This is a genomic window from Pseudoalteromonas sp. S1610 (assembly GCF_005887465.1).
Lineage (GTDB): Bacteria > Pseudomonadota > Gammaproteobacteria > Enterobacterales > Alteromonadaceae > Pseudoalteromonas > Pseudoalteromonas undina.
Window position 1 is genome coordinate 151,661 of the sequence record NZ_PNDI01000001.1, and the last position, 17,818, is coordinate 169,478.

Sequence of the window (17,818 nt, forward strand, 5' to 3'; positions counted from 1 at the left end):
CGGTATGTCTGAAAATAGCTCGCAAGAAAAAACAGAACAACCCACAGAGAAACGGCTAAAAAAAGCCAAAGAAGACGGCCAAGTCGCGCGCTCAAAAGAGCTCAATACCGCTATTTTATTAATGGTCAGTATTGCTGGGTTATTGTGGTTTGCCAATTTATTTTACAGCTTATTTGTTAACTTAATGAACAGTACTATGGTGCTGGATCATACGATTATAAATAATAAAAAAATGATGCCCATCGCGTTGGGCGAGGCCATTATGAATATGCTATCAACCCTTACGCCGTTTTTATTATTAAGCTTTTGCGCAATGTGGATCACTGGGTGTTTACCTGGCGGGTTTGTGTTTTCAAAAAAACTCGTGGCGCTAAAAATGAGCAAGCTCAACCCACTAACCGGGTTAGGCAAAATGTTTGGTAAACAGTCGTTAGTTGAGCTACTTAAATCAATACTAAAAATAACCTTACTGGCGATTTGCTTATATACCTTTTTAACTAAGCTGTGGATGCAGCTGATGATGTTACAAAACTTAGATATAAAAGTGGCGATAGGCCAAGGCATTGAGTTGTTATTTTTATCGTTAATGATCACGGTAACTTTACTACTTTTTATTGCAGTTATTGATGTGCCTTTTCAGCAAAAACAGATTGCCGATAAAATAAAAATGACCCACCAAGAAGTAAAAGAAGAGCGTAAATCTTCAGACGGTAGCCCTGAGATAAAAAATAAAATTCGGCAAATACAATATCAGCAATCGAATAGAAAAATTGAAGAGCGTGTTCCCACTGCCGATGTGATTGTCACCAACCCTACTCATTATGCTGTGGCAATAAAGTACAGTGAAGAAGCGGCTAAAGCCCCTTATGTTGTCGCTAAAGGCGTAGATGAAATGGCGCTGAGAATTCGCGAAGTGGCCCGTATGAATAACAAAGAAATAATAGAAATCCCTGCATTAGCACGGGCTATTTATTTTTCGACTCGGGTCGACCAAGAAGTGCCCAACGGCTTATACAGTGCGGTTGCCTATGTACTGACCTATGTATTGCAATTAAAAGCATACAAGCAAGGACGTGGGCAAGCACCTGCAGCTTTACCTGAATTAACAATCCCTAAAAACTTACAGAAACCTTAGATGTTGGAGTTATAATTTGAACTGGCGCAGTTTTACTCAACCTTATACCGCTATTCCTATTTTGTTGTTAGCTGTTTTGTCGATGGTTATTTTGCCATTACCAGGATGGCTATTAGATGCATTGTTTACCTTTAACATTGTATTGTCGGTGATTGTATTGTTAGTCGCTGTGTCTACTAAAAAGCCGCTCGATTTTTCTGTATTTCCGACTATTTTGTTAGTCGCCACCTTGATGCGTTTAACCCTAAACATTGCTTCAACACGTGTGGTATTACTGCATGGCCATGAAGGCTCAGATGTGGCAGGTCGCGTTATTCAAGCGTTTGGTGAAGTGGTTATAGGCGGTAACTACGTCGTTGGTATTGTGGTGTTTGTTATTTTAATGGTGATTAACTTTGTGGTTATTACCAAAGGCGGTGAGCGTATTTCTGAGGTGGCTGCACGCTTTACTCTAGACGCCATGCCCGGTAAACAAATGGCAATTGACGCGGATTTAAATGCCGGATTAATTGGCCCTGAGCAAGCAAAAGAGCGACGCAGTACTATAGCCCAAGAAGCCGATTTTTATGGCTCTATGGATGGTGCATCTAAGTTTGTACGCGGTGATGCTATAGCTGGCTTAATTATATTAGTGATCAACCTGTTGGGCGGTGTTTCAATAGGTGCTTTTCAACATGGTTTAAGCTTAGCCGAAGCGTTTCAGCGTTTTGCACTGTTAACCATAGGTGATGGCTTAGTTGCGCAAATTCCTTCGTTATTACTCGCGGTTGCTGCTGCAATTATTGTTACGCGTATGAACGATGAAGGCGATGTAAGTGAAGCAGTAGGTAAGCAGTTACTTGCCTCTCCACGTGTTATTTTTACTGCTGCTTTAATTATGGTTACGCTTGGTATTGTGCCTGGGATGCCCACTGTCGCCTTTTTAGGGTTTGCCGCGCCATTATTTTATGTTGCTTGGCGATTACAACGCTCTCTCCCCGATAACTCTTTAATTGAAGCCGAACAAATGACCGACACTATTTTAAGTGAGCAACAGGCTAACTTAGAATGGGGAGATATTTCTCATGTTGATAAGTTGTCGGTTGAGCTTGGCTTTCGTTTGGTTTATTTAGCCGATAAAGACAAAGGGGAAGAGCTGGTAAAAACCTTAAGAGGTGTGCGTAAAAATCTCTCTGAGCAACTTGGGTTTTTATTACCGGAGATCAGAATAAAAGATAACCTAAAATTAAACCCACAAGAATACAAAGTAAACTTAGCCGGTGTGCCTGTTGCAAGTGCTAATGTAAACGCCAAAGAACTACTCGCGTTAAACACCGGCGATGTATACGGCAGCTTAGATGGTGAATTAACCACTGATCCTGCTTATGGGCTTGAGGCTGTTTGGATAAAAGATGACAGTAAAACCCAAGCATTGAATATGGGTTACTCAGTGGTTGATTTAGGCACCATTATTGCTACTCATACCGGCAAAGTGATCAAAGAACATTTAGATGAGTTATTTAGTTATGAAGACGTACAAAAGCTTAATGAGCGACTAAAAGAAATCTCACCTAGCTTAGCCGAAACCTTCGAAAAAGCATTACCGACTAATTTACAGCTAAAAGTGATTCGTTTACTACTAAAAGAACACATAAGTATTAAAGACATAGTTACTATCGCCGGCACATTAATAGACAGTATTGAGGTAACTAAAGATCCGATTTTACTGGTTTCAGACGTACGCTGCGCACTGCAAAAAGTATTGGTAAAACAGGTGATGGGTAATCGTGATGAACTCAGTGCCTATAGCTTAGATGAAAAACTAGAAAGCACCTTACAAAGCTCACTTGATCAAGCTATGCAGGCTGGCAAAGTTGTACTAGATAGTTTTGCGGTAGACCCTAATTTACTAGGGCAATTTCAACGCACAATGCCGATGATAGTCGAAGACATGAAATCAAGAGGGGTAACGCCTACATTAATTGTGGTGCCGCAGCTTCGGCCGCTATTAGCTCGTTACGCAAAAACCTTTACTAAGGGTAGCTTAGTTGTTCTTTCTTATAATGAAATTCCAGATACCATTCGGGTAGATATACTCGGTTCGTTGGGATGAATGATTGTAAAATGAGCATAAAATGAACTGGCTATGAATTTTATATAGTAATATTTGCATTTAATGATATTTAACTATAGTCTGTTGTTTTTATTGTACATAGTTACTAGTTTTTATATTGGTTTAAAATAATGCTTAAGTAAATTAAATGGCAAACTATGCGAAAGCATAGGACGCAAAGCTCCCAGTCTAAGGCTATCGCTACGATCGTGGGGTTACATTAACTTAGTGATATTCATTAATACTGTGTTTGTATTTGTTGTATTTCGCTATTGATTTAAAAAACTTAATTGTTCTATTTAACTTTATACGGAATATACATGAATAGATTAACTCAGCTGATTAAATTTGCATTGCCCTGTGCTGTGTTTATGTCCTCGCAGGGACACACATCAGAGCAAAACCTGGTGCAAAACTACGAAAACTCTATTTGGTCAGTAAATAGTAACCCGTTTGCGTGTTCACTCAAACAGCGCTTTGATAATTATGCGTTACTTGAAGTAAAAACCCTCCCAGCAAAAACTCAACAATTGGAATTTACTTGGCTTTTACAAGATAAACCAATAGTAGGTTTACACGTTTTATCTCGTAAAGCAGATTGGCAATCTGCAGATACCATTCTTACTGCCGTGAACTTTGTATCCTCTAATGTCGAAGATAACAAGGTGCAATTTTCTGCCGATATGACCGCATTACTTCGTGTGATTAAACAAGGCGGTTGGTTAGACACGCTAGTAAGCTTTGGTGATGAACAACTTCGCCTGACCTTTACTAATACCCATAGCGATGAAATAGTTGCCGATTATCAACAGTGTTTAGCTAATTTATCGCCGCTTTCTTGGGAGCAAGCACGCGATCATCAATTACAGTTTGCCAGTGGGCAGCGCACAGTAACAACGGCTAAAGATCTTAAATTTTTAAAAGATTTAGTGCGTTACATTTCTTTAGACAGTCGCGTAAGTAAAGTGCTAGTTGATGGCCACACAGATAATACGGGCTCGCCGCTGTCAAATCGGTTGCTTTCAAAAGAAAGAGCAGATGACGTAGCTGCCAGACTTATTGAATTTGGCTTACCCAAAGACATGTTAGAAGTAAGAGCGCATGGTCAACGTTATCCCATTATAAAAAACTCGGAGCAGGGCGCATCGTCTAATCGCCGTGTTTTAGTTCGTCTTTTCCGACACTCAAGTTAATTGCACTGCAAAGGAAAAATATGAGTCAAAGATACCTTTTATGGATCAGTGAGCAGCAGCCAACGCCTGAGATTCAGCAAGTTGTATTTGCCGAAAATTTTAAGTTTCTGCATACAAACTCCATCAGCGATGCGGTTAGCCACTGCCTTATAAGTAAGCCAGAGCTTGTGTTTGTTGATGCGGATACTCAACAACTCGAACTGGTTGAATTAGTAAAATTACTGCGTAAAACATGTCCCACTTCGCAAATTGTGACGTTAGTCGATTCTTCACAAAGTGAAATTGCTTCAAAAACTATTAATAACGGTGGCGCTGTTGATTATCTCTTAAAACCTTTCTTTGCTGAGCAGCTTAAAAAAACAATCAGAAACACTGATTCAATGAAGCATGGGTTTGAAGATTTAATCGCTGTTTCAACTAAGTCACAACAAGTACTGCGTTTAGCTAATCGAGCTGCCCAAACATCGGCAGGGGTGTTAATTACCGGCGAATCGGGAACAGGTAAAGAGAAGTTAGCGCACTTTATTCATAAATCCTCAGACCGTAAAGATAAGCCATTTATTGCAGTTAACTGTGCTGCAATCCCAGAAAATATGCTCGAAGCCATGTTATTTGGATTTAATAAGGGGGCATTCACCGGTGCGGTGAATGCTCAGGCAGGTAAATTTGAGCTGGCCAATGGCGGTACTATTTTACTGGATGAAATTACTGAGCTGCCATTGGATTTACAAGCTAAATTACTGCGGGTATTACAAGAGCGAGAAGTTGAAAGACTCGGCAGTCATCAAAAAATAAAATTAGATATACGCATTATTGCCGCCTCTAACCGCATATTGCGTGAACAAGTTGAGCAAGGCGCTTTTCGTGAAGACTTATTTTACCGTTTAGATGTATTACCGCTTAGTTGGCCTGCACTTCGGGATCGTGTTGATGACATCATTCCATTGGCTCATCACTTTATCAAAAAATATGGTAACTCTGAGTTTCACATTAGTAAACAAGCAGAAGATGTGATGCTTTGTTACAACTGGCCGGGCAATGTACGGGAAATTGAAAACGTGATTCAACGTGCATTAGTTATGGCCAGAGGTGTTGAAATTCAGGTTGAAGATTTAAATTTACCGCAATGTTCACCTGCAGCGGCGGCTTTTTGTGCCACGCAGTTAAAGGAGAATAAAAAGCAGGCGGAGTTTGATTATATATACAGTTTATTGAGTCGGTTTAAAGGTCATCGTACTCAAACAGCACAGGCGCTTGGCGTAACTACCCGAGCATTAAGATACAAAATTGCCGCTATGCGTGAATGCGGTATTGATATTGATGCAATTGCATAATTTGAAGGAAAAAAAGAATGTCGCCAATTGAAAGTCAACAAATGATGCTGGGCAAAATGATGGATATGCAAAAAATTGCAGGTCCAGAGAGCATAGAGCCGGCTGCTATCAGTAATCAAAATGTAAATATTAGTGAAGACTTTAAGCATGTTATTCGCTCTATCAACGCCCAACAAAATATTGCCGGTGAAATGGTTAAAGCCGTTGATACTGGTGAAAGTGAAGATGTGGTAGGCGCAATGATCGCCAGTCAAAAAGCGGGGCTTAGTTTTTCTATGCTGATGGAAATGCGCAATAAAGTGCTCAATGGCATTGATGATGTCATGCGCATGTCACTGTAGAGGCTGATATGAAAGGAGAATTAGCAAAAGTACCTGAGCAAAATGAGAGCAACCTAAAAGAAAGAGTGGTTAATCTCTCCAACAAATTAAACTTCGGCAACTCAGGTGACAGAAGTGTCGCGACCATTGCTCTACTAGCGACATTAGTAGCGGCTACTATAGTCCTTATTTTATGGACCTCGGCTAAAAACTACGTACCGCTTTACGGTAATCAAGAAAGCTACGATAAAGCCAATATTTTAGAAATTTTAGATAAAGAACAAATCACGTTCCGCATCGATACCGATAGCGGTAATATTTTAGTGCCACAAGAAAAACTGGCTGATGCACGAATCACGCTTGCGGCTAGAGGAATAAAAGCCTCTATGCCTGAGGGTATTGAGAATATTAGCGACAAAGTGTCTATGGGCACCAGTCAATTTATCGAATCTATGCAATACCAGCATGCCTTGGAAGGTGAGTTGGCACGCACCATTATTAACATGCAAGGCATACGCAATGCGCGGGTGCACTTGGCAGTCCCTAAGCGCAGCTTATTTGTTGGGCGTACTGAGCAAAAAACCGCAGCGTCTGTGATGGTTGATTTAGCGCCAGGACACGAACTTAAACCAGAGCAAGTGGAAGCCATTATTGCACTGATTATTGGCAGTGTGCCTGGGCTTGATTCTCGTTCTGTGTCGGTGGTAGATCAGCGTGGTAAATTACTCAGCGGCGACTTATTTGATACCACTCCAGTAGGCAAAGAAACCGATAAAAAGCTCGCCTTTATTGAAAAAGTTGAGCGCAACATAGAGCAACGCGCATCTATTATGTTGTTGCCAATTTTGGGTGAAGGTAATTTTAGAATTCAGGTTTCTAGTGATGTTGATTTTAGTGTGGTTGAAGAAACACGTGAAATGGTTGACCCACAAAATGTATTAACACAAGAGTTTATTAAATCTGATAGCACCCTAGATCAGCTGGCGGCTGGTATTCCGGGCTCTTTAGCTAATGAGCCACCTGTGCCTAACGAACAAGCTGAAGATGAAAACAACGAGCGAACTTCACAACGAAATGAGAGTAAACGACAGTTTGAAAATGGTCGCTCGGTAACTCATACCCAATTTGAAGTAGGCCGCATTAAAAACATGAGCTTATCGGTACTTATTAATGAGCAAGTAGCTGGAACAGCTGATGGCTGGAGCGAAGAAAAGCTGGCTTCATTAGGTGAAATGGTAAAAAAGGCCACGGGGTTTAACGACGCACGCGGCGATCAATTCAACATCACTAGCTTTGCCTTTGTAGAACAAAAAATACTAGCCCCAGGTGAAGGTCTTGAATGGTGGCAAATGCCTGAGCTTAAAGAGTATGCCCGTTATATTGTGGGTACTTTAATTAGTTTATTGCTGATTTTATTTGGTGTGCGCCCTTTAGTTAATCACTTAATAAAAGGTAAAAGTAACGAAGCAAACAACGCCATGGCAACCGCTGATAATGAGGTTAAATCAGCCTCTACAACAGAAAGACAAAGCAGTCCGCTTGATGACGCCATTAATGCTAAATCGCAAATAGAAAACTTAACCGCCAAAGAAGGCGCAGGCGAACATCAAAATATGTCGTTACCGCAAATAGGCAATGACTTTGAAGAACAAATAGCGCACATGCAGTTACTTGCTAACAAAGAAACCGAGCGTGTTACGTCGGTAATAAAATATTGGGTAGAACAAGGAGTTGAAATTGAATCAAGAAAAGCTTGATAAAGGCTCACAATTACCGGCGCTAGATCGCGCCGCTATTTTATTGCTAAGTATGGGCGAGGAAAATGCCGCCAGTGTCATTCGTAAATTAGGCCGCCGTGAAGTGCAGGCTATTTCTGAGCGTATGGCTAAAATTTCAAACGTTACTCAACAGGATGTTGCAGGCACCTTGAGTGAATTTTTTGATTGCTACCGCAATGAAAGTGGCGTCAATGGCGCGTCGCGTGTGTATTTAGAGCGAGCACTTGATAAAGCTGTCGGCCGTAAGCTTGCCAAAACTATGCTTGATGATATTTATGGTGGTGCAATGAATGACGATTTACGTCGTTTAGAGTGGATCCCGCCAGAGCTTATTGTACGCTTTTTAGATCAGGAACATGTGCAAATGCAAGCGCTGTTTTTGGCCTTTTTACCGCCAGAGCAAGCCTCAGCCATTATTGTACTGTTTCCAGAATCGAAGCATGATGATTTACTGTATCGAATTGCCAGTCTTCGTGAAGTGAGCGAACACGTTATTGATGATGTGCGCTTAACGCTTGAGTCGTGTATTGAGTTTGTTGGCCGCCAAGTAGGCGCACAAGTGAATGGTGTCGATAAAGCGGTAGAAATTATGAATCGTTACAACGGTAATAAGAGCCAAATTATCGAACTAATGAAAAAACATAACACTAACGTAGCTGATGAAATACAAGAGAAAATGTACGACTTTGATGGCTTAATTAAGCAAACAGACGAGACACTAACCTTGTTGCTTAATGACATTCCTGATGAGTTATGGACGATGTCGTTAAAGGGTGTAAACAGCGAGTTTTTAGCGCGTGTTTTAGGTGCACTACCTAAACGTTTAGCGCAAGTGTACCAGCAGCAAATTGATGGTTTAAGCGCGCAACCACTGAGCAAAGTGATTGCCGCCAGAAAAGAAATTATGTCGATAGTTAGAGACATGAGCAAACAAGGTGATATTGAATATCGCTTATTTGAAGAAGAGACCGCAGGCTAACTATGAGTCAAGCATTTAGGTTTCCCACTTTAAATAAAAATGAGCAACATCAAACGCTGCAAGAGCGTTTAGATGCTGCTCAGCGTGTTGGTTTACAGCAGGGCTATGAAGAAGGGCTCGCGCAGGGGGCTGCCAATAAGCAAAGCGAATTAGAGCAGCAAATGGAGCAACAAATAGAGTTGCGTGTTTCTGAGCGCCTCGAGACGCAAAAAACACAGCTTATTGAACGTTTTAACACTTTATTTGATAAAGCTAATAATGAGCTACTTAACTTTAATGATGAGTTTAAACAAGATCTTGCCTTAATGATAAGTACCTTGGCTGAGCACGTTATTGACTGCGAGCTAAAAGTACGCCCCGAAATACGCGCGCAGCTTATTGAAAAAGCCATTACCTTGCTTAGCAATCGCGATGTAGTAACAAAAGTTATGTTCTCAGGCTCTGATCGCCACTGCTTTAATGATGCACGTTTAGCTGAGTTTTTAGTGCCGGTTTATTTTGACGAAGCTCTGATCAGTGGAGATGTTGAACTGGTGGCAGAGCAACAAACACATCGATTTTCTTTTTCAGAGCGATTACAAAGCCTACTGGATGAAGTGATACCTGAAATTTTAAAAGCACAGCCGCATGACTAACCCTTTACATACCAGCTTAAAGTCTGGGCTGAAAGCGCTAACCCCGCCTGAATTAGTTAAAAGCTATGGCCGTTTAACACGAGTTAATGGTTTAACGCTTACCGCTACCGGTGGGCAATTTGCTATGGGTGAAAAATACCAAGTAGAAAGTGTTGATGGTCACTGGTATGACGCTGAAGTAGTAGGTTTTAATCAAGATGAAGCCTATTTAATGCCACTAAAAAAAATTCAAAATTTATATTCAGGTGGACGCGTTAGGCCAGTTATAAAAAACAGCCATGTGGCTATTTCTGAAAAGTTATTAGGGCGTGTGCTTGATGCGCAAATGCAGCCGATTGATAACTTAGGCCCACTTGAACAAGACAGTATAAAAAGCGCCAGTAAATTGGGTAACGATTATTCTTTAACGCCGCTGGAGCGCAAAGGCGTTATCGAGCCGTTAGATGTGGGTATTCGCGCTATTAATAGCTTATTTAGTGTGGGAAAAGGCCAGCGTTTAGGGCTATTTGCAGGTTCGGGTGTAGGTAAAAGTAAGTTGCTTGGCATGATGACCCGCTTTACCTCTGCCGATGTGGTTATTGTAAGCCTTGTCGGTGAGCGTGGTTGGGAAGTAAAAGATTTTATTGAGCAAAGCCTAGGTAAAGAAGGCTTAAAAAAAGCCATCGTAATAGCATCCCCAGCAGACGATTCTCCCTTATTGCGTATTAAAGCGGCCGAGCTTAGCCATAAATTGGCGGCTTATTTTAGAGATAAAAATTCAAATGTATTGCTGTTGATGGACTCATTAACCCGCTATGCGCAAGCACAGCGAGAAATTGGCTTATCGGTAGGTGAGCTGCCTGCATCCAAAGGATACCCGCCATCGGTATTTAGTAAATTAACCCAGCTGGTTGAGAGTTCCGGTAATAGTGAAAAAAGCAAAGGCAGCATGACCGCCATTTATACAGTATTAGCTGAAGGCGATGATCAACAAGATCCAATAGCCGATAATGCCCGAGCAATTCTTGATGGCCATATAGTATTGGATCGCACCTTAGCAGAAAAGGGCCACTATCCGGCCATTAATATTGGTTCATCGATTAGCCGAGTAATGCCAAATATAGTAAGTGATGAGCAGCTAAGTTTTTGTTATAAATTGAAAAAACTTTATAGCCGCTACATGCAAGTGCATGAGCTTATTCCTTTAGGGGCGTATCAGGCAGGTAAAGATCCGGAACTCGACAGTGCGGTAAATTTGTATCCACAAATCGAATCATTTCTATGCCAAGGGTTGAACGAACAAGTGGATTTTTCACAGTCAATAACTCAATTAAATGCAGTGATGGGTAAACTGAATGCTTAATAAATTTTTAGGATTACAACAACAAAAATTAGATAAAATGCTGGCCGAGCAAACTCAGTTACAACAAAGAAGTAACCTAGAGCAGCAACGTTTATCGCAACTTCAGCAGCACATAAACAGTATGGATAAAAACCAGCAAATGAGCTCGGCGCTGAGCTTACAAAATTTATCAGGGATGAAGCGTATTTTGTCTGGCTTATCGACGCAGCAACAAGCGCGCATTGATGATTCACAGCAAGATGAATTACGTCAGCAGCAAGCTTGTTTTAAGCAAATGAGCTTCACCAAAGGCATAGAAGGGATAGTGAGTAATAGGCATCGTGCTGATCAAAATAAAGCGCAGCAGCAAGAGGCTAAAACGTTAGACGAAATGATCAGCCAAGCACATAGTCGTACTCTGCATAAATAACTGCTAATTTTTGCTACAATGGCGGCAAAGTAATTTAGGGTAAATAGCGTGCTGCCGGTTCAAGAAATATATACTTCACTCATTGATGCTTTAAAAGCCAACCCAATCACCTTACTGCAAGCGCCGCCTGGTGCTGGTAAATCAACATGGTTGCCATTACAACTTATGCGCGATGGGCATTATAAGCGCATCGTCATGTTAGAGCCGCGGCGCTTGGCAGCAAGAAATATTGCTAACTATTTAGCGCACTGCCAAAACGAAACGCTAGGGCAAAGTGTCGGTTTACGGGTGCGAGGTGAAAGTAAAGTCAGCACACAAACTCGCCTTGAAATAGTTACCGAAGGCATGCTTACGCGCATGTTACAAAATGATCCTGAGCTTAGTGATGTTGATTTACTTATTTTTGATGAGTTTCATGAGCGTTCCATCGCAGCAGATACCGCACTGGCTTTTGCTTTAGAATCGCAAGCGGCACTGCGTGAAGATTTAACCATTATGTTGATGTCGGCCACCCTTGATAGCGAACGCTACACTGGGTTTTTTAATTGCCCAGTAATTCAATCAAACGGGCGAAGTTACCCCATTGACGAAATATATTGCCCAATAAAAGATGAAAGCCGCTGGCTTGATGCTATTCCACCAATAATAAAACAAGCACTCAATGAGCAAACAGGCAGTGCGCTGGTATTTTTACCCGGCCAGCGTGAAATACTGCGAGTGCAGCAAGCGCTGAGCGACTTGCCCAATGATTGTATTGTTGCCACATTATTTGGCGAACAAGATAAAGCTAATCAACAAGCTGCAATTTCACCTGCGCCTCAAGGGATGCGAAAAGTAGTATTAACGACCAATGTTGCCGAAACAAGTTTAACCATTGAAGGTATTAGAATTGTTGTTGATAGCGGCAAGCGCCGTGCAGCCAGCTTTAATTTAAAAACCGGTGTCACTGAGCTCACTACGCAAAGTATATCGCGTTCATCGGCAGTACAACGCGCAGGGCGTGCAGGACGAATAGAACCAGGGGTTGTGTATCGGTTAGGTTCCAAACAAACTTTTGAAAGACGAAACAGCCACGATAACCCTGATATTCTTACCTCAGATATTAGCCAACTGATGCTTGAGGCGAAGCAGTGGGGCGCAAGTATTAGTGAACTCACCTTACTTGACCCGCCGAGTGAGCAACAATGCAGCCAAGCTACTAATTTATTATCTATGCTTGAAGCTATAGATAGTAACGGTAAGCTCACCACGCTGGGTAGTAAAATGTTGGGCTTTGGTGCCGATATTCGCTTAGCGCATATGTTATTAAAAGCGCAAATGTTAGAACCACAGTTAAGTGGGATTTATCGCTTAGCTATTTATTTAGTGGCCTTACTAGAAAGCCGAGTTAGCACTGCCAATGAGCTCAACCTAGCACTGCATAGTCAACAACAACGACCACATCCGGTGTTTAAGCAGCAATTAAATTATTGGTTCAAACGCTTAAAATTTACCGACAGTCGTACAGATTTAAACACTGAACATTTAAGCTTATTAGTGTCGCTTGCCTACCCTGATCGCATCGCTAAAAAACGTGGTAATGGCTACTTATTAGCAAATGGGGCAGGGGCTGAACTAAACCCTGACTACTGGCATAATGACGAATATATAGCTATTGCCAGTATGGGCGGACATAAAGGCGGGCGTATTTTTGCGGCCACGGCGCTAAATCCATTTTCGCTTAAAGAGTATTTACCGTATTTATTCACTGAGTTAACCCGCTGCGAGTTTGATGAAAAAGCCGCTCGGTTTATTCATCAAGATGAAGTAAAACTTGGGGAAATTACCCTTAGTAGCCAACCAAGTAAACATAAGCTTGATAAAACAGAGCGCACCAAGGCATGGCTTAGTTTGTTTGCCAAACAGGGCTTTTCACTGTTTAACGAGCAAAAAGAAAGTGAGCAGTTACTTATTAGAATGTGCTTAGCTAGTAAATTGATGCCAGAACAGTTTCCTATTATTAGTCAGCAGCAGCTCATTGAAACAGCAGGTGATTGGTTAGGGGTATACCTTGAAGATATTAAAACCCTTGAGCAACTTAAAAAGTTTAATTATTTTGAGGCACTACAAAATTGTTTTAATTGGCAACAGCAAAGCGAGCTAAAATCTTTACTCCCACTGCGGCTAACAGTACCAAGTGGCTCTAACATAAAAATTGAATACCAACTTGATGGACCTGCCAAGCTTAGTGTGCGCATGCAAGAAGTATATGGTTTAACCAGCACGCCTATGTTAGCTAACGGTAAATTAACACTGCTAATGGAGTTGTTATCTCCAGGCAAGCGTTCACTACAGTTAACTCAAGACTTAGCACATTTTTGGAATAGTAGTTACCGCGAGGTACAAAAAGAGATGAAAGGGCGCTACCCGAAGCATTTTTGGCCAGACGATCCTGCCAATAGCGTTGCCACCAATAGAGTAAAAAGCAGAATGTGATCACGCTTTCTTAACTTTACTTAATGTTAAATGTTGACCATGCAAATAACGAACTTTTTTGGGCGTTTTACAAGCGACTAAACTACTATTACTTTAATGCTGACATTTTACAGAGTAAGACTTACTACGCTAGTGTAAATATGAGCCGTAAGGTAGCGAGCGTTTGTAACTAATTGAAGGCGCAGCTAACAATCTAAAAGTGATAATGGAGGGAACATGCATGAAAGGCGTTATCTTTAGAGGGCTTGAGGCACTGGTTATTGAAAAATGTGGCATGGCTGCATGGGACGACTTACTTGAAAAAAATGCACCTGAAGGTCGTGTTTATATTTCTGCAGAAAGTTATCCAGATGAAGAAATAGTTGGTTTGGCACAAGATGTAGCAACTGCACTTTCTATGTCTATGCCAGAGGTATTAAAGGCCTTTGGAGAGTATTTATTTTCTCACTTAAAGGCACGTCACCCAGCTATAGTAGACAGCTTTAATAGTTTTGCTGATCTCATTATTAGTATTGATAAAGTAATTCATGTTGAAGTCGCTAAGCTTTATCATGAGCCTAATTTACCTGAAATTGACGCCCAAATTATTGAAGACGGGTTTATTTTAATGCGTTACAACTCTAAGCGACAGCTTTGTATGTGCGCCGAAGGGCTTATTTTTGGTGCTGCGGCTCATTATGGGGTTGATGCTAAACTTAATCATGCCCAGTGCATGCATAATGGGTTTGATTCGTGTTTAATTGAAATAAAATATGAGACTCCCCATGGCTGAAGACGACTACAATTATAAAAAAGCGTATTTGCGCGAAAAATCAGCCAGAGATCAATTAGAAACCCTACTAGAAGACAAAACACGGGCGTTGTTTATTGCTAATCAAGAGCTGGAAGAAAAGCTCGAAACGGTCAAAAACCAACAAATAACCTTAATGCAAAGTGAAAAAATGGCCACATTAGGCACACTTTCTGCTGGCATGGCTCACGAAATAAATAATCCGCTTGCTTACATAACCAGTAATGTAGCAAGCATAAAATTTATAAAGCCCGTGTTGGTTTCGTTAATGACGGCGGCTCAACAATTTGTAGATAAATCGATTTCAGTAACGCAGTTAGAGTCTATTTTAGTTCAGCTCAACCGAGAGAACGACTTAAGCTTTATTGTGGATGATATTGATGACTTAGTTGATGATACTCAAGAGGGCTTAGAGCGTATCGCTCATATTGTTAGTAATCTTGTCGACTTTGCGAGCCTAAAAGACAACGTAACAACAATGGCAGATATTACAGAATCATTAAATGGCACGCTAAAGCTACTCGAAAACCAGCTGGGAACGTGTGCTATAGAGTTACACATTGAAAAGTTACCCCTAACACAGTGTAATATATCATCGATGAAACAAGTCTTTGTAAACTTATTAATTAATGCCAAACACGCTTGTGATGACTTGCACGATCAGCAAGGAAAAGTAACTATTAAACTGTTTGCCAATAAAAACAATATTTACATAGAAGTGGCAGATAACGGCTGTGGGATGGACGCTGATACACTTAAACAAATGTTCGATCCTTTCTTTACCACTAAACCCGTAGGCCAAGGCACAGGTATGGGAATGGCTATAGTTTACAATGTACTTAAAGAGCACAATGGCACTATAGAGGTTGAAAGTGAAGTGGGTAAGGGGTCTTTAATACGTTGTGTAATACCTATTACTACATAACTTTGTAAGCTTAAAGTTTACAATATAGGCATAGCTACAAAGTGTGTTGTGGCTATTCAGCTTAGGTATTAGTATCTTAACTCGACACTTCTTGTCCGCCGTGTTGCTCGGCTAAATCATCAAGTTCGGCAACGGTATAATCAAACCCGCTTTCATCATATTCGTAGCTTACTTTAACGCTGTCGCCGCCATTAAAAAGACGTGTTTTTACGTCATTGACTGGCCAATCTTTTAATTCGTGTAAAAAGCGATTGGCCACTTGTGATGACTCAAATCGGTAACTAATCTCTGTTTTCATAAATAATAATACCCTGATAATTTTACCCCCGTAGTTTGTTGATTTTTACCAAGGAGTCAAGTTATCTACTTTAAAAGAGTAATAAATTATGACTTTATAGATACTTATCAGTCATAGTAATCTAAATTGGAGTGTTAACAGTATAAAGCTGTTTAAAAAACAATAACCATATAACAATAACGGAGTAGGCAATGAAATATTTAGTGAGCTTAGTTGGGCTTATCGCTTTTTTAATGGTGGTACTACCGGGACCCCTTTATAAATTTAATATTGTTGAACTAGGCACTGCTTTTGCCGGTTTTAGATTAGGTGTTTATGTTGGTGGGGCAGCATTAGCCTTATTACTAGTTCAGGTGCTATTTATGCGTAAAACAGTGAGCTTAGCCAGTGCAGTGATCACTGTTATTTTTGCAGCAGTTGCTATTGCAATGCCGCTTAACATGATGAATACAGCAAAAAGTGTTCCGCCAATTCATGATATTTCTACCGATTTAATTAACCCTCCTGAGTTTGTTGCGGTTGTGCCTTTGCGTGCTGATGCATCTAATCCTGTTGCATACGCCGGTGAAGAAACGGCAGCGCAACAACGAAAAGCATACCCAGAGCTAAAATCGCTCGAATACAACCAAACGCAACTAGAGTTAGTGGCAGCCACAACAAAAGCCATGGAGAACCTTGGTTGGGAACTGGTTAATAGCGATGTTAATAATGGCATTGTTGAAGCAACAGACACCACAACCTGGTTTGGCTTTAAAGATGATGTTGTCGTGCGAATTAACGACAAAGGCAGTAAGCGTGTGGTAGACATACGCAGTAAATCTCGCATTGGTAAAAGCGATTTAGGCAAAAATGCCCAGCGTATTAAAACCTTGATTGACGAGTTAAACGCCGTTGTGGTGCAGTAATATCTAAAAATAGAATAGCCCAGCATTATGCTGGGTTTTTTGCAGTTGCTAGGTCAGTTCATGTTCAGAGCTGATAATGCATACTGTGTGAGTTATAAATTTTAATAAACTATGGAGTTATTATGAAAACAGTCGGATATGCAGCAAAAAGCCAAGGTTCTGAACTTACAGAGTTTTCTTTTGAGCGCCGCGATTTACGAAATAACGATGTAGCAATAGAGATTTTATATTGTGGTGTCTGTCATTCAGACTTACATGCAGTGCGAAACGATTGGGGTGGCAGTAAATACCCATTAGTACCAGGGCACGAAATTGTTGGTAAAGTAATTTCGGTTGGTAGCGATGTTACTAAATATCAGCAAGGCGATACCGTTGCTGTAGGCTGTATGGTTGACTCATGTCAAAGCTGCGACCAATGTCATAATCACGAAGAGCAATTTTGTCGTGAAGGCATGGTTGGCACTTACAGTGGCAAAGACAGAATAAATGGTGAAATGACTCAAGGTGGCTACTCTAAGCATGTAGTGGTGCGTGAAGAATTTGTGCTTTCAGTACCTAAAAATTTAGAGCTATCTCGCGTTGCGCCTTTATTGTGTGCTGGCATTACTACTTACTCACCGCTGCATAAATGGGGTGTTAAAAAAGGCAGCCGTGTTGCAGTTGTCGGCCTTGGAGGGCTTGGCCATATGGCGGTTAAAAATGCCGTGGCAATGGGTGCAACGGTTACGGTTATTGGCCGCACTGAATCTAAAAAAGAAGATGCTATTGAGCTAGGTGCAAAGCACTATTTAGTGTCGAACAACGATGATGAAATGAAAGATGCGCAATCAGCGTTTGATGTGATCATTGATACTATACCGGTAAAGCACGACCTATCACTGTATACACCGCTACTTGATATTGATGGCACGTTAGTGATTGTTGGCCAAGTAGGCCCTGTTGATGAGCTAAACACAGTGCCATTGTTAATGGGTCGTCGTCGAGTGGCAGGATCCTTAATTGGTGGCATTGCAGAAACACAGCAAATGCTCGACTTTTGTGGTGAGCACAATGTATTACCTGAGTGTGAAATGATCAATATAGATGAAATTAACACCGCTTATGAGCGCATGGAACGCTCAGATGTGCGCTACCGTTTTGTTATTGATATGGCGTCGATTGACGTATAATTAATTAAAATAATGAATATAACAAGAGCCGCTATACGC

Annotated in this window: 16 protein-coding genes and 1 riboswitch; of the genes, 15 read left to right on the plus strand and 1 reads right to left on the minus strand. The window is 41.0% G+C overall.

The window, feature by feature from the left end; genetic code table 11:
- The first annotated feature begins 4 nt into the window (after positions 1–4).
- From flhB to CWB77_RS00830, 13 genes are all read left to right on the plus strand, one after another.
- On the plus strand, positions 5–1,135 hold the full coding sequence (gene flhB, locus CWB77_RS00770) for a flagellar biosynthesis protein FlhB (RefSeq protein ID WP_138620878.1): 1,131 nt from the start codon (positions 5–7) through the stop codon (positions 1,133–1,135).
- A 16-nt stretch (positions 1,136–1,151) separates the two neighbouring features.
- Positions 1,152–3,227, plus strand: a complete 2,076-nt coding sequence (flhA, locus tag CWB77_RS00775) for a flagellar biosynthesis protein FlhA (protein ID WP_138620880.1) — start codon at positions 1,152–1,154, stop codon at positions 3,225–3,227.
- A gap of 140 nt (positions 3,228–3,367) precedes the next feature.
- Positions 3,368–3,450: riboswitch (cyclic di-GMP riboswitch) on the plus strand.
- Positions 3,451–3,547: 97 nt separating this feature from the next.
- A complete protein-coding gene (locus CWB77_RS00780) occupies positions 3,548–4,420 on the plus strand; it encodes an OmpA family protein (protein ID WP_138620882.1) in 873 nt (290 codons plus the stop codon).
- A 20-nt stretch (positions 4,421–4,440) separates the two neighbouring features.
- On the plus strand, positions 4,441–5,754 hold the full coding sequence (locus CWB77_RS00785) for a sigma-54-dependent transcriptional regulator (protein ID WP_138620884.1): 1,314 nt from the start codon (positions 4,441–4,443) through the stop codon (positions 5,752–5,754).
- A gap of 17 nt (positions 5,755–5,771) precedes the next feature.
- A complete protein-coding gene (gene fliE, locus CWB77_RS00790; protein ID WP_010391195.1) occupies positions 5,772–6,095 on the plus strand; it encodes a flagellar hook-basal body complex protein FliE in 324 nt (107 codons plus the stop codon).
- 8 nt (positions 6,096–6,103) lie between these two features.
- Complete coding sequence (gene fliF / locus CWB77_RS00795; protein WP_138620886.1) at positions 6,104–7,831, plus strand: flagellar basal-body MS-ring/collar protein FliF; 1,728 nt, start codon at positions 6,104–6,106, stop codon at positions 7,829–7,831.
- Positions 7,812–8,831, plus strand: coding sequence for a FliG C-terminal domain-containing protein (locus CWB77_RS00800; RefSeq protein WP_010391197.1), 1,020 nt, complete (start codon positions 7,812–7,814; stop codon positions 8,829–8,831). The genes fliF and CWB77_RS00800 overlap by 20 nt, the downstream gene beginning before the upstream one ends.
- Before the next feature lie 2 nt (positions 8,832–8,833).
- The gene (locus CWB77_RS00805) at positions 8,834–9,466 is read left to right on the plus strand and encodes a FliH/SctL family protein (protein ID WP_138620888.1); all 633 of its coding nucleotides are present in this window, start codon (positions 8,834–8,836) and stop codon (positions 9,464–9,466) included.
- The gene (locus CWB77_RS00810; protein ID WP_138620890.1) at positions 9,459–10,808 is read left to right on the plus strand and encodes a FliI/YscN family ATPase; all 1,350 of its coding nucleotides are present in this window, start codon (positions 9,459–9,461) and stop codon (positions 10,806–10,808) included. The genes CWB77_RS00805 and CWB77_RS00810 overlap by 8 nt, the downstream gene beginning before the upstream one ends.
- Positions 10,801–11,217, plus strand: a complete 417-nt coding sequence (locus CWB77_RS00815; RefSeq protein WP_010391201.1) for a flagellar FliJ family protein — start codon at positions 10,801–10,803, stop codon at positions 11,215–11,217. Before CWB77_RS00810 ends, CWB77_RS00815 begins: the two co-directional genes overlap by 8 nt.
- Positions 11,218–11,265: 48 nt before the next feature.
- Positions 11,266–13,692: an ATP-dependent helicase HrpB gene (gene hrpB, locus CWB77_RS00820; protein ID WP_138620892.1), complete on the plus strand. Its 2,427-nt coding sequence runs from the start codon at positions 11,266–11,268 to the stop codon at positions 13,690–13,692.
- Positions 13,693–13,912: 220 nt separating this feature from the next.
- Positions 13,913–14,464 (plus strand): heme NO-binding domain-containing protein, encoded by a 552-nt coding sequence (locus CWB77_RS00825; protein WP_138620894.1) that lies wholly within the window; start codon positions 13,913–13,915, stop codon positions 14,462–14,464.
- Positions 14,457–15,407 carry a sensor histidine kinase gene (locus tag CWB77_RS00830; RefSeq protein WP_109875576.1) on the plus strand — a complete coding sequence of 317 codons (951 nt, stop codon included), beginning with the start codon at positions 14,457–14,459 and terminating at the stop codon, positions 15,405–15,407. The genes CWB77_RS00825 and CWB77_RS00830 overlap by 8 nt, the downstream gene beginning before the upstream one ends.
- Positions 15,408–15,483: 76 nt before the next feature.
- Here CWB77_RS00830 and CWB77_RS00835 read toward each other — a convergent pair whose 3' ends face one another.
- Positions 15,484–15,705, minus strand: coding sequence for a hypothetical protein (locus tag CWB77_RS00835; protein ID WP_008108632.1), 222 nt, complete (start codon positions 15,703–15,705; stop codon positions 15,484–15,486).
- 191 nt (positions 15,706–15,896) lie between these two features.
- Here CWB77_RS00835 and CWB77_RS00840 point away from each other — a divergent pair, with 191 nt between their 5' ends.
- Both CWB77_RS00840 and CWB77_RS00845 read left to right on the plus strand, forming a co-directional pair.
- Positions 15,897–16,610 (plus strand): DUF1499 domain-containing protein, encoded by a 714-nt coding sequence (locus CWB77_RS00840; protein WP_138620896.1) that lies wholly within the window; start codon positions 15,897–15,899, stop codon positions 16,608–16,610.
- Between the two features lie 122 nt (positions 16,611–16,732).
- Entirely contained in the window at positions 16,733–17,779 is a 1,047-nt protein-coding gene (locus CWB77_RS00845; protein WP_138620898.1) for an NAD(P)-dependent alcohol dehydrogenase, read from the plus strand.
- Positions 17,780–17,818 lie beyond the last annotated feature (39 nt).

What these genes read in the sequence shown, in the direction of transcription:
- CWB77_RS00810 (WP_138620890.1), top strand. Translation starts at nt 9,459, where the DNA reads ATGACTAACCCTTTACATACCAGCTTAAAGTCTGGGCTGAAAGCGCTA.
- CWB77_RS00805 (WP_138620888.1), top strand. Translation starts at nt 8,834, where the DNA reads ATGAGTCAAGCATTTAGGTTTCCCACTTTAAATAAAAATGAGCAACAT.
- CWB77_RS00785 (WP_138620884.1), top strand. Translation starts at nt 4,441, where the DNA reads ATGAGTCAAAGATACCTTTTATGGATCAGTGAGCAGCAGCCAACGCCT.
- CWB77_RS00840 (WP_138620896.1), top strand. Translation starts at nt 15,897, where the DNA reads ATGAAATATTTAGTGAGCTTAGTTGGGCTTATCGCTTTTTTAATGGTG.
- fliF (WP_138620886.1), top strand. Translation starts at nt 6,104, where the DNA reads ATGAAAGGAGAATTAGCAAAAGTACCTGAGCAAAATGAGAGCAACCTA.
- CWB77_RS00830 (WP_109875576.1), top strand. Translation starts at nt 14,457, where the DNA reads ATGGCTGAAGACGACTACAATTATAAAAAAGCGTATTTGCGCGAAAAA.
- CWB77_RS00825 (WP_138620894.1), top strand. Translation starts at nt 13,913, where the DNA reads ATGAAAGGCGTTATCTTTAGAGGGCTTGAGGCACTGGTTATTGAAAAA.
- CWB77_RS00815 (WP_010391201.1), top strand. Translation starts at nt 10,801, where the DNA reads ATGCTTAATAAATTTTTAGGATTACAACAACAAAAATTAGATAAAATG.
- fliE (WP_010391195.1), top strand. Translation starts at nt 5,772, where the DNA reads ATGTCGCCAATTGAAAGTCAACAAATGATGCTGGGCAAAATGATGGAT.
- CWB77_RS00780 (WP_138620882.1), top strand. Translation starts at nt 3,548, where the DNA reads ATGAATAGATTAACTCAGCTGATTAAATTTGCATTGCCCTGTGCTGTG.
- CWB77_RS00835 (WP_008108632.1), bottom strand. Translation starts at nt 15,705, where the DNA reads ATGAAAACAGAGATTAGTTACCGATTTGAGTCATCACAAGTGGCCAAT.
- flhB (WP_138620878.1), top strand. Translation starts at nt 5, where the DNA reads ATGTCTGAAAATAGCTCGCAAGAAAAAACAGAACAACCCACAGAGAAA.
- CWB77_RS00845 (WP_138620898.1), top strand. Translation starts at nt 16,733, where the DNA reads ATGAAAACAGTCGGATATGCAGCAAAAAGCCAAGGTTCTGAACTTACA.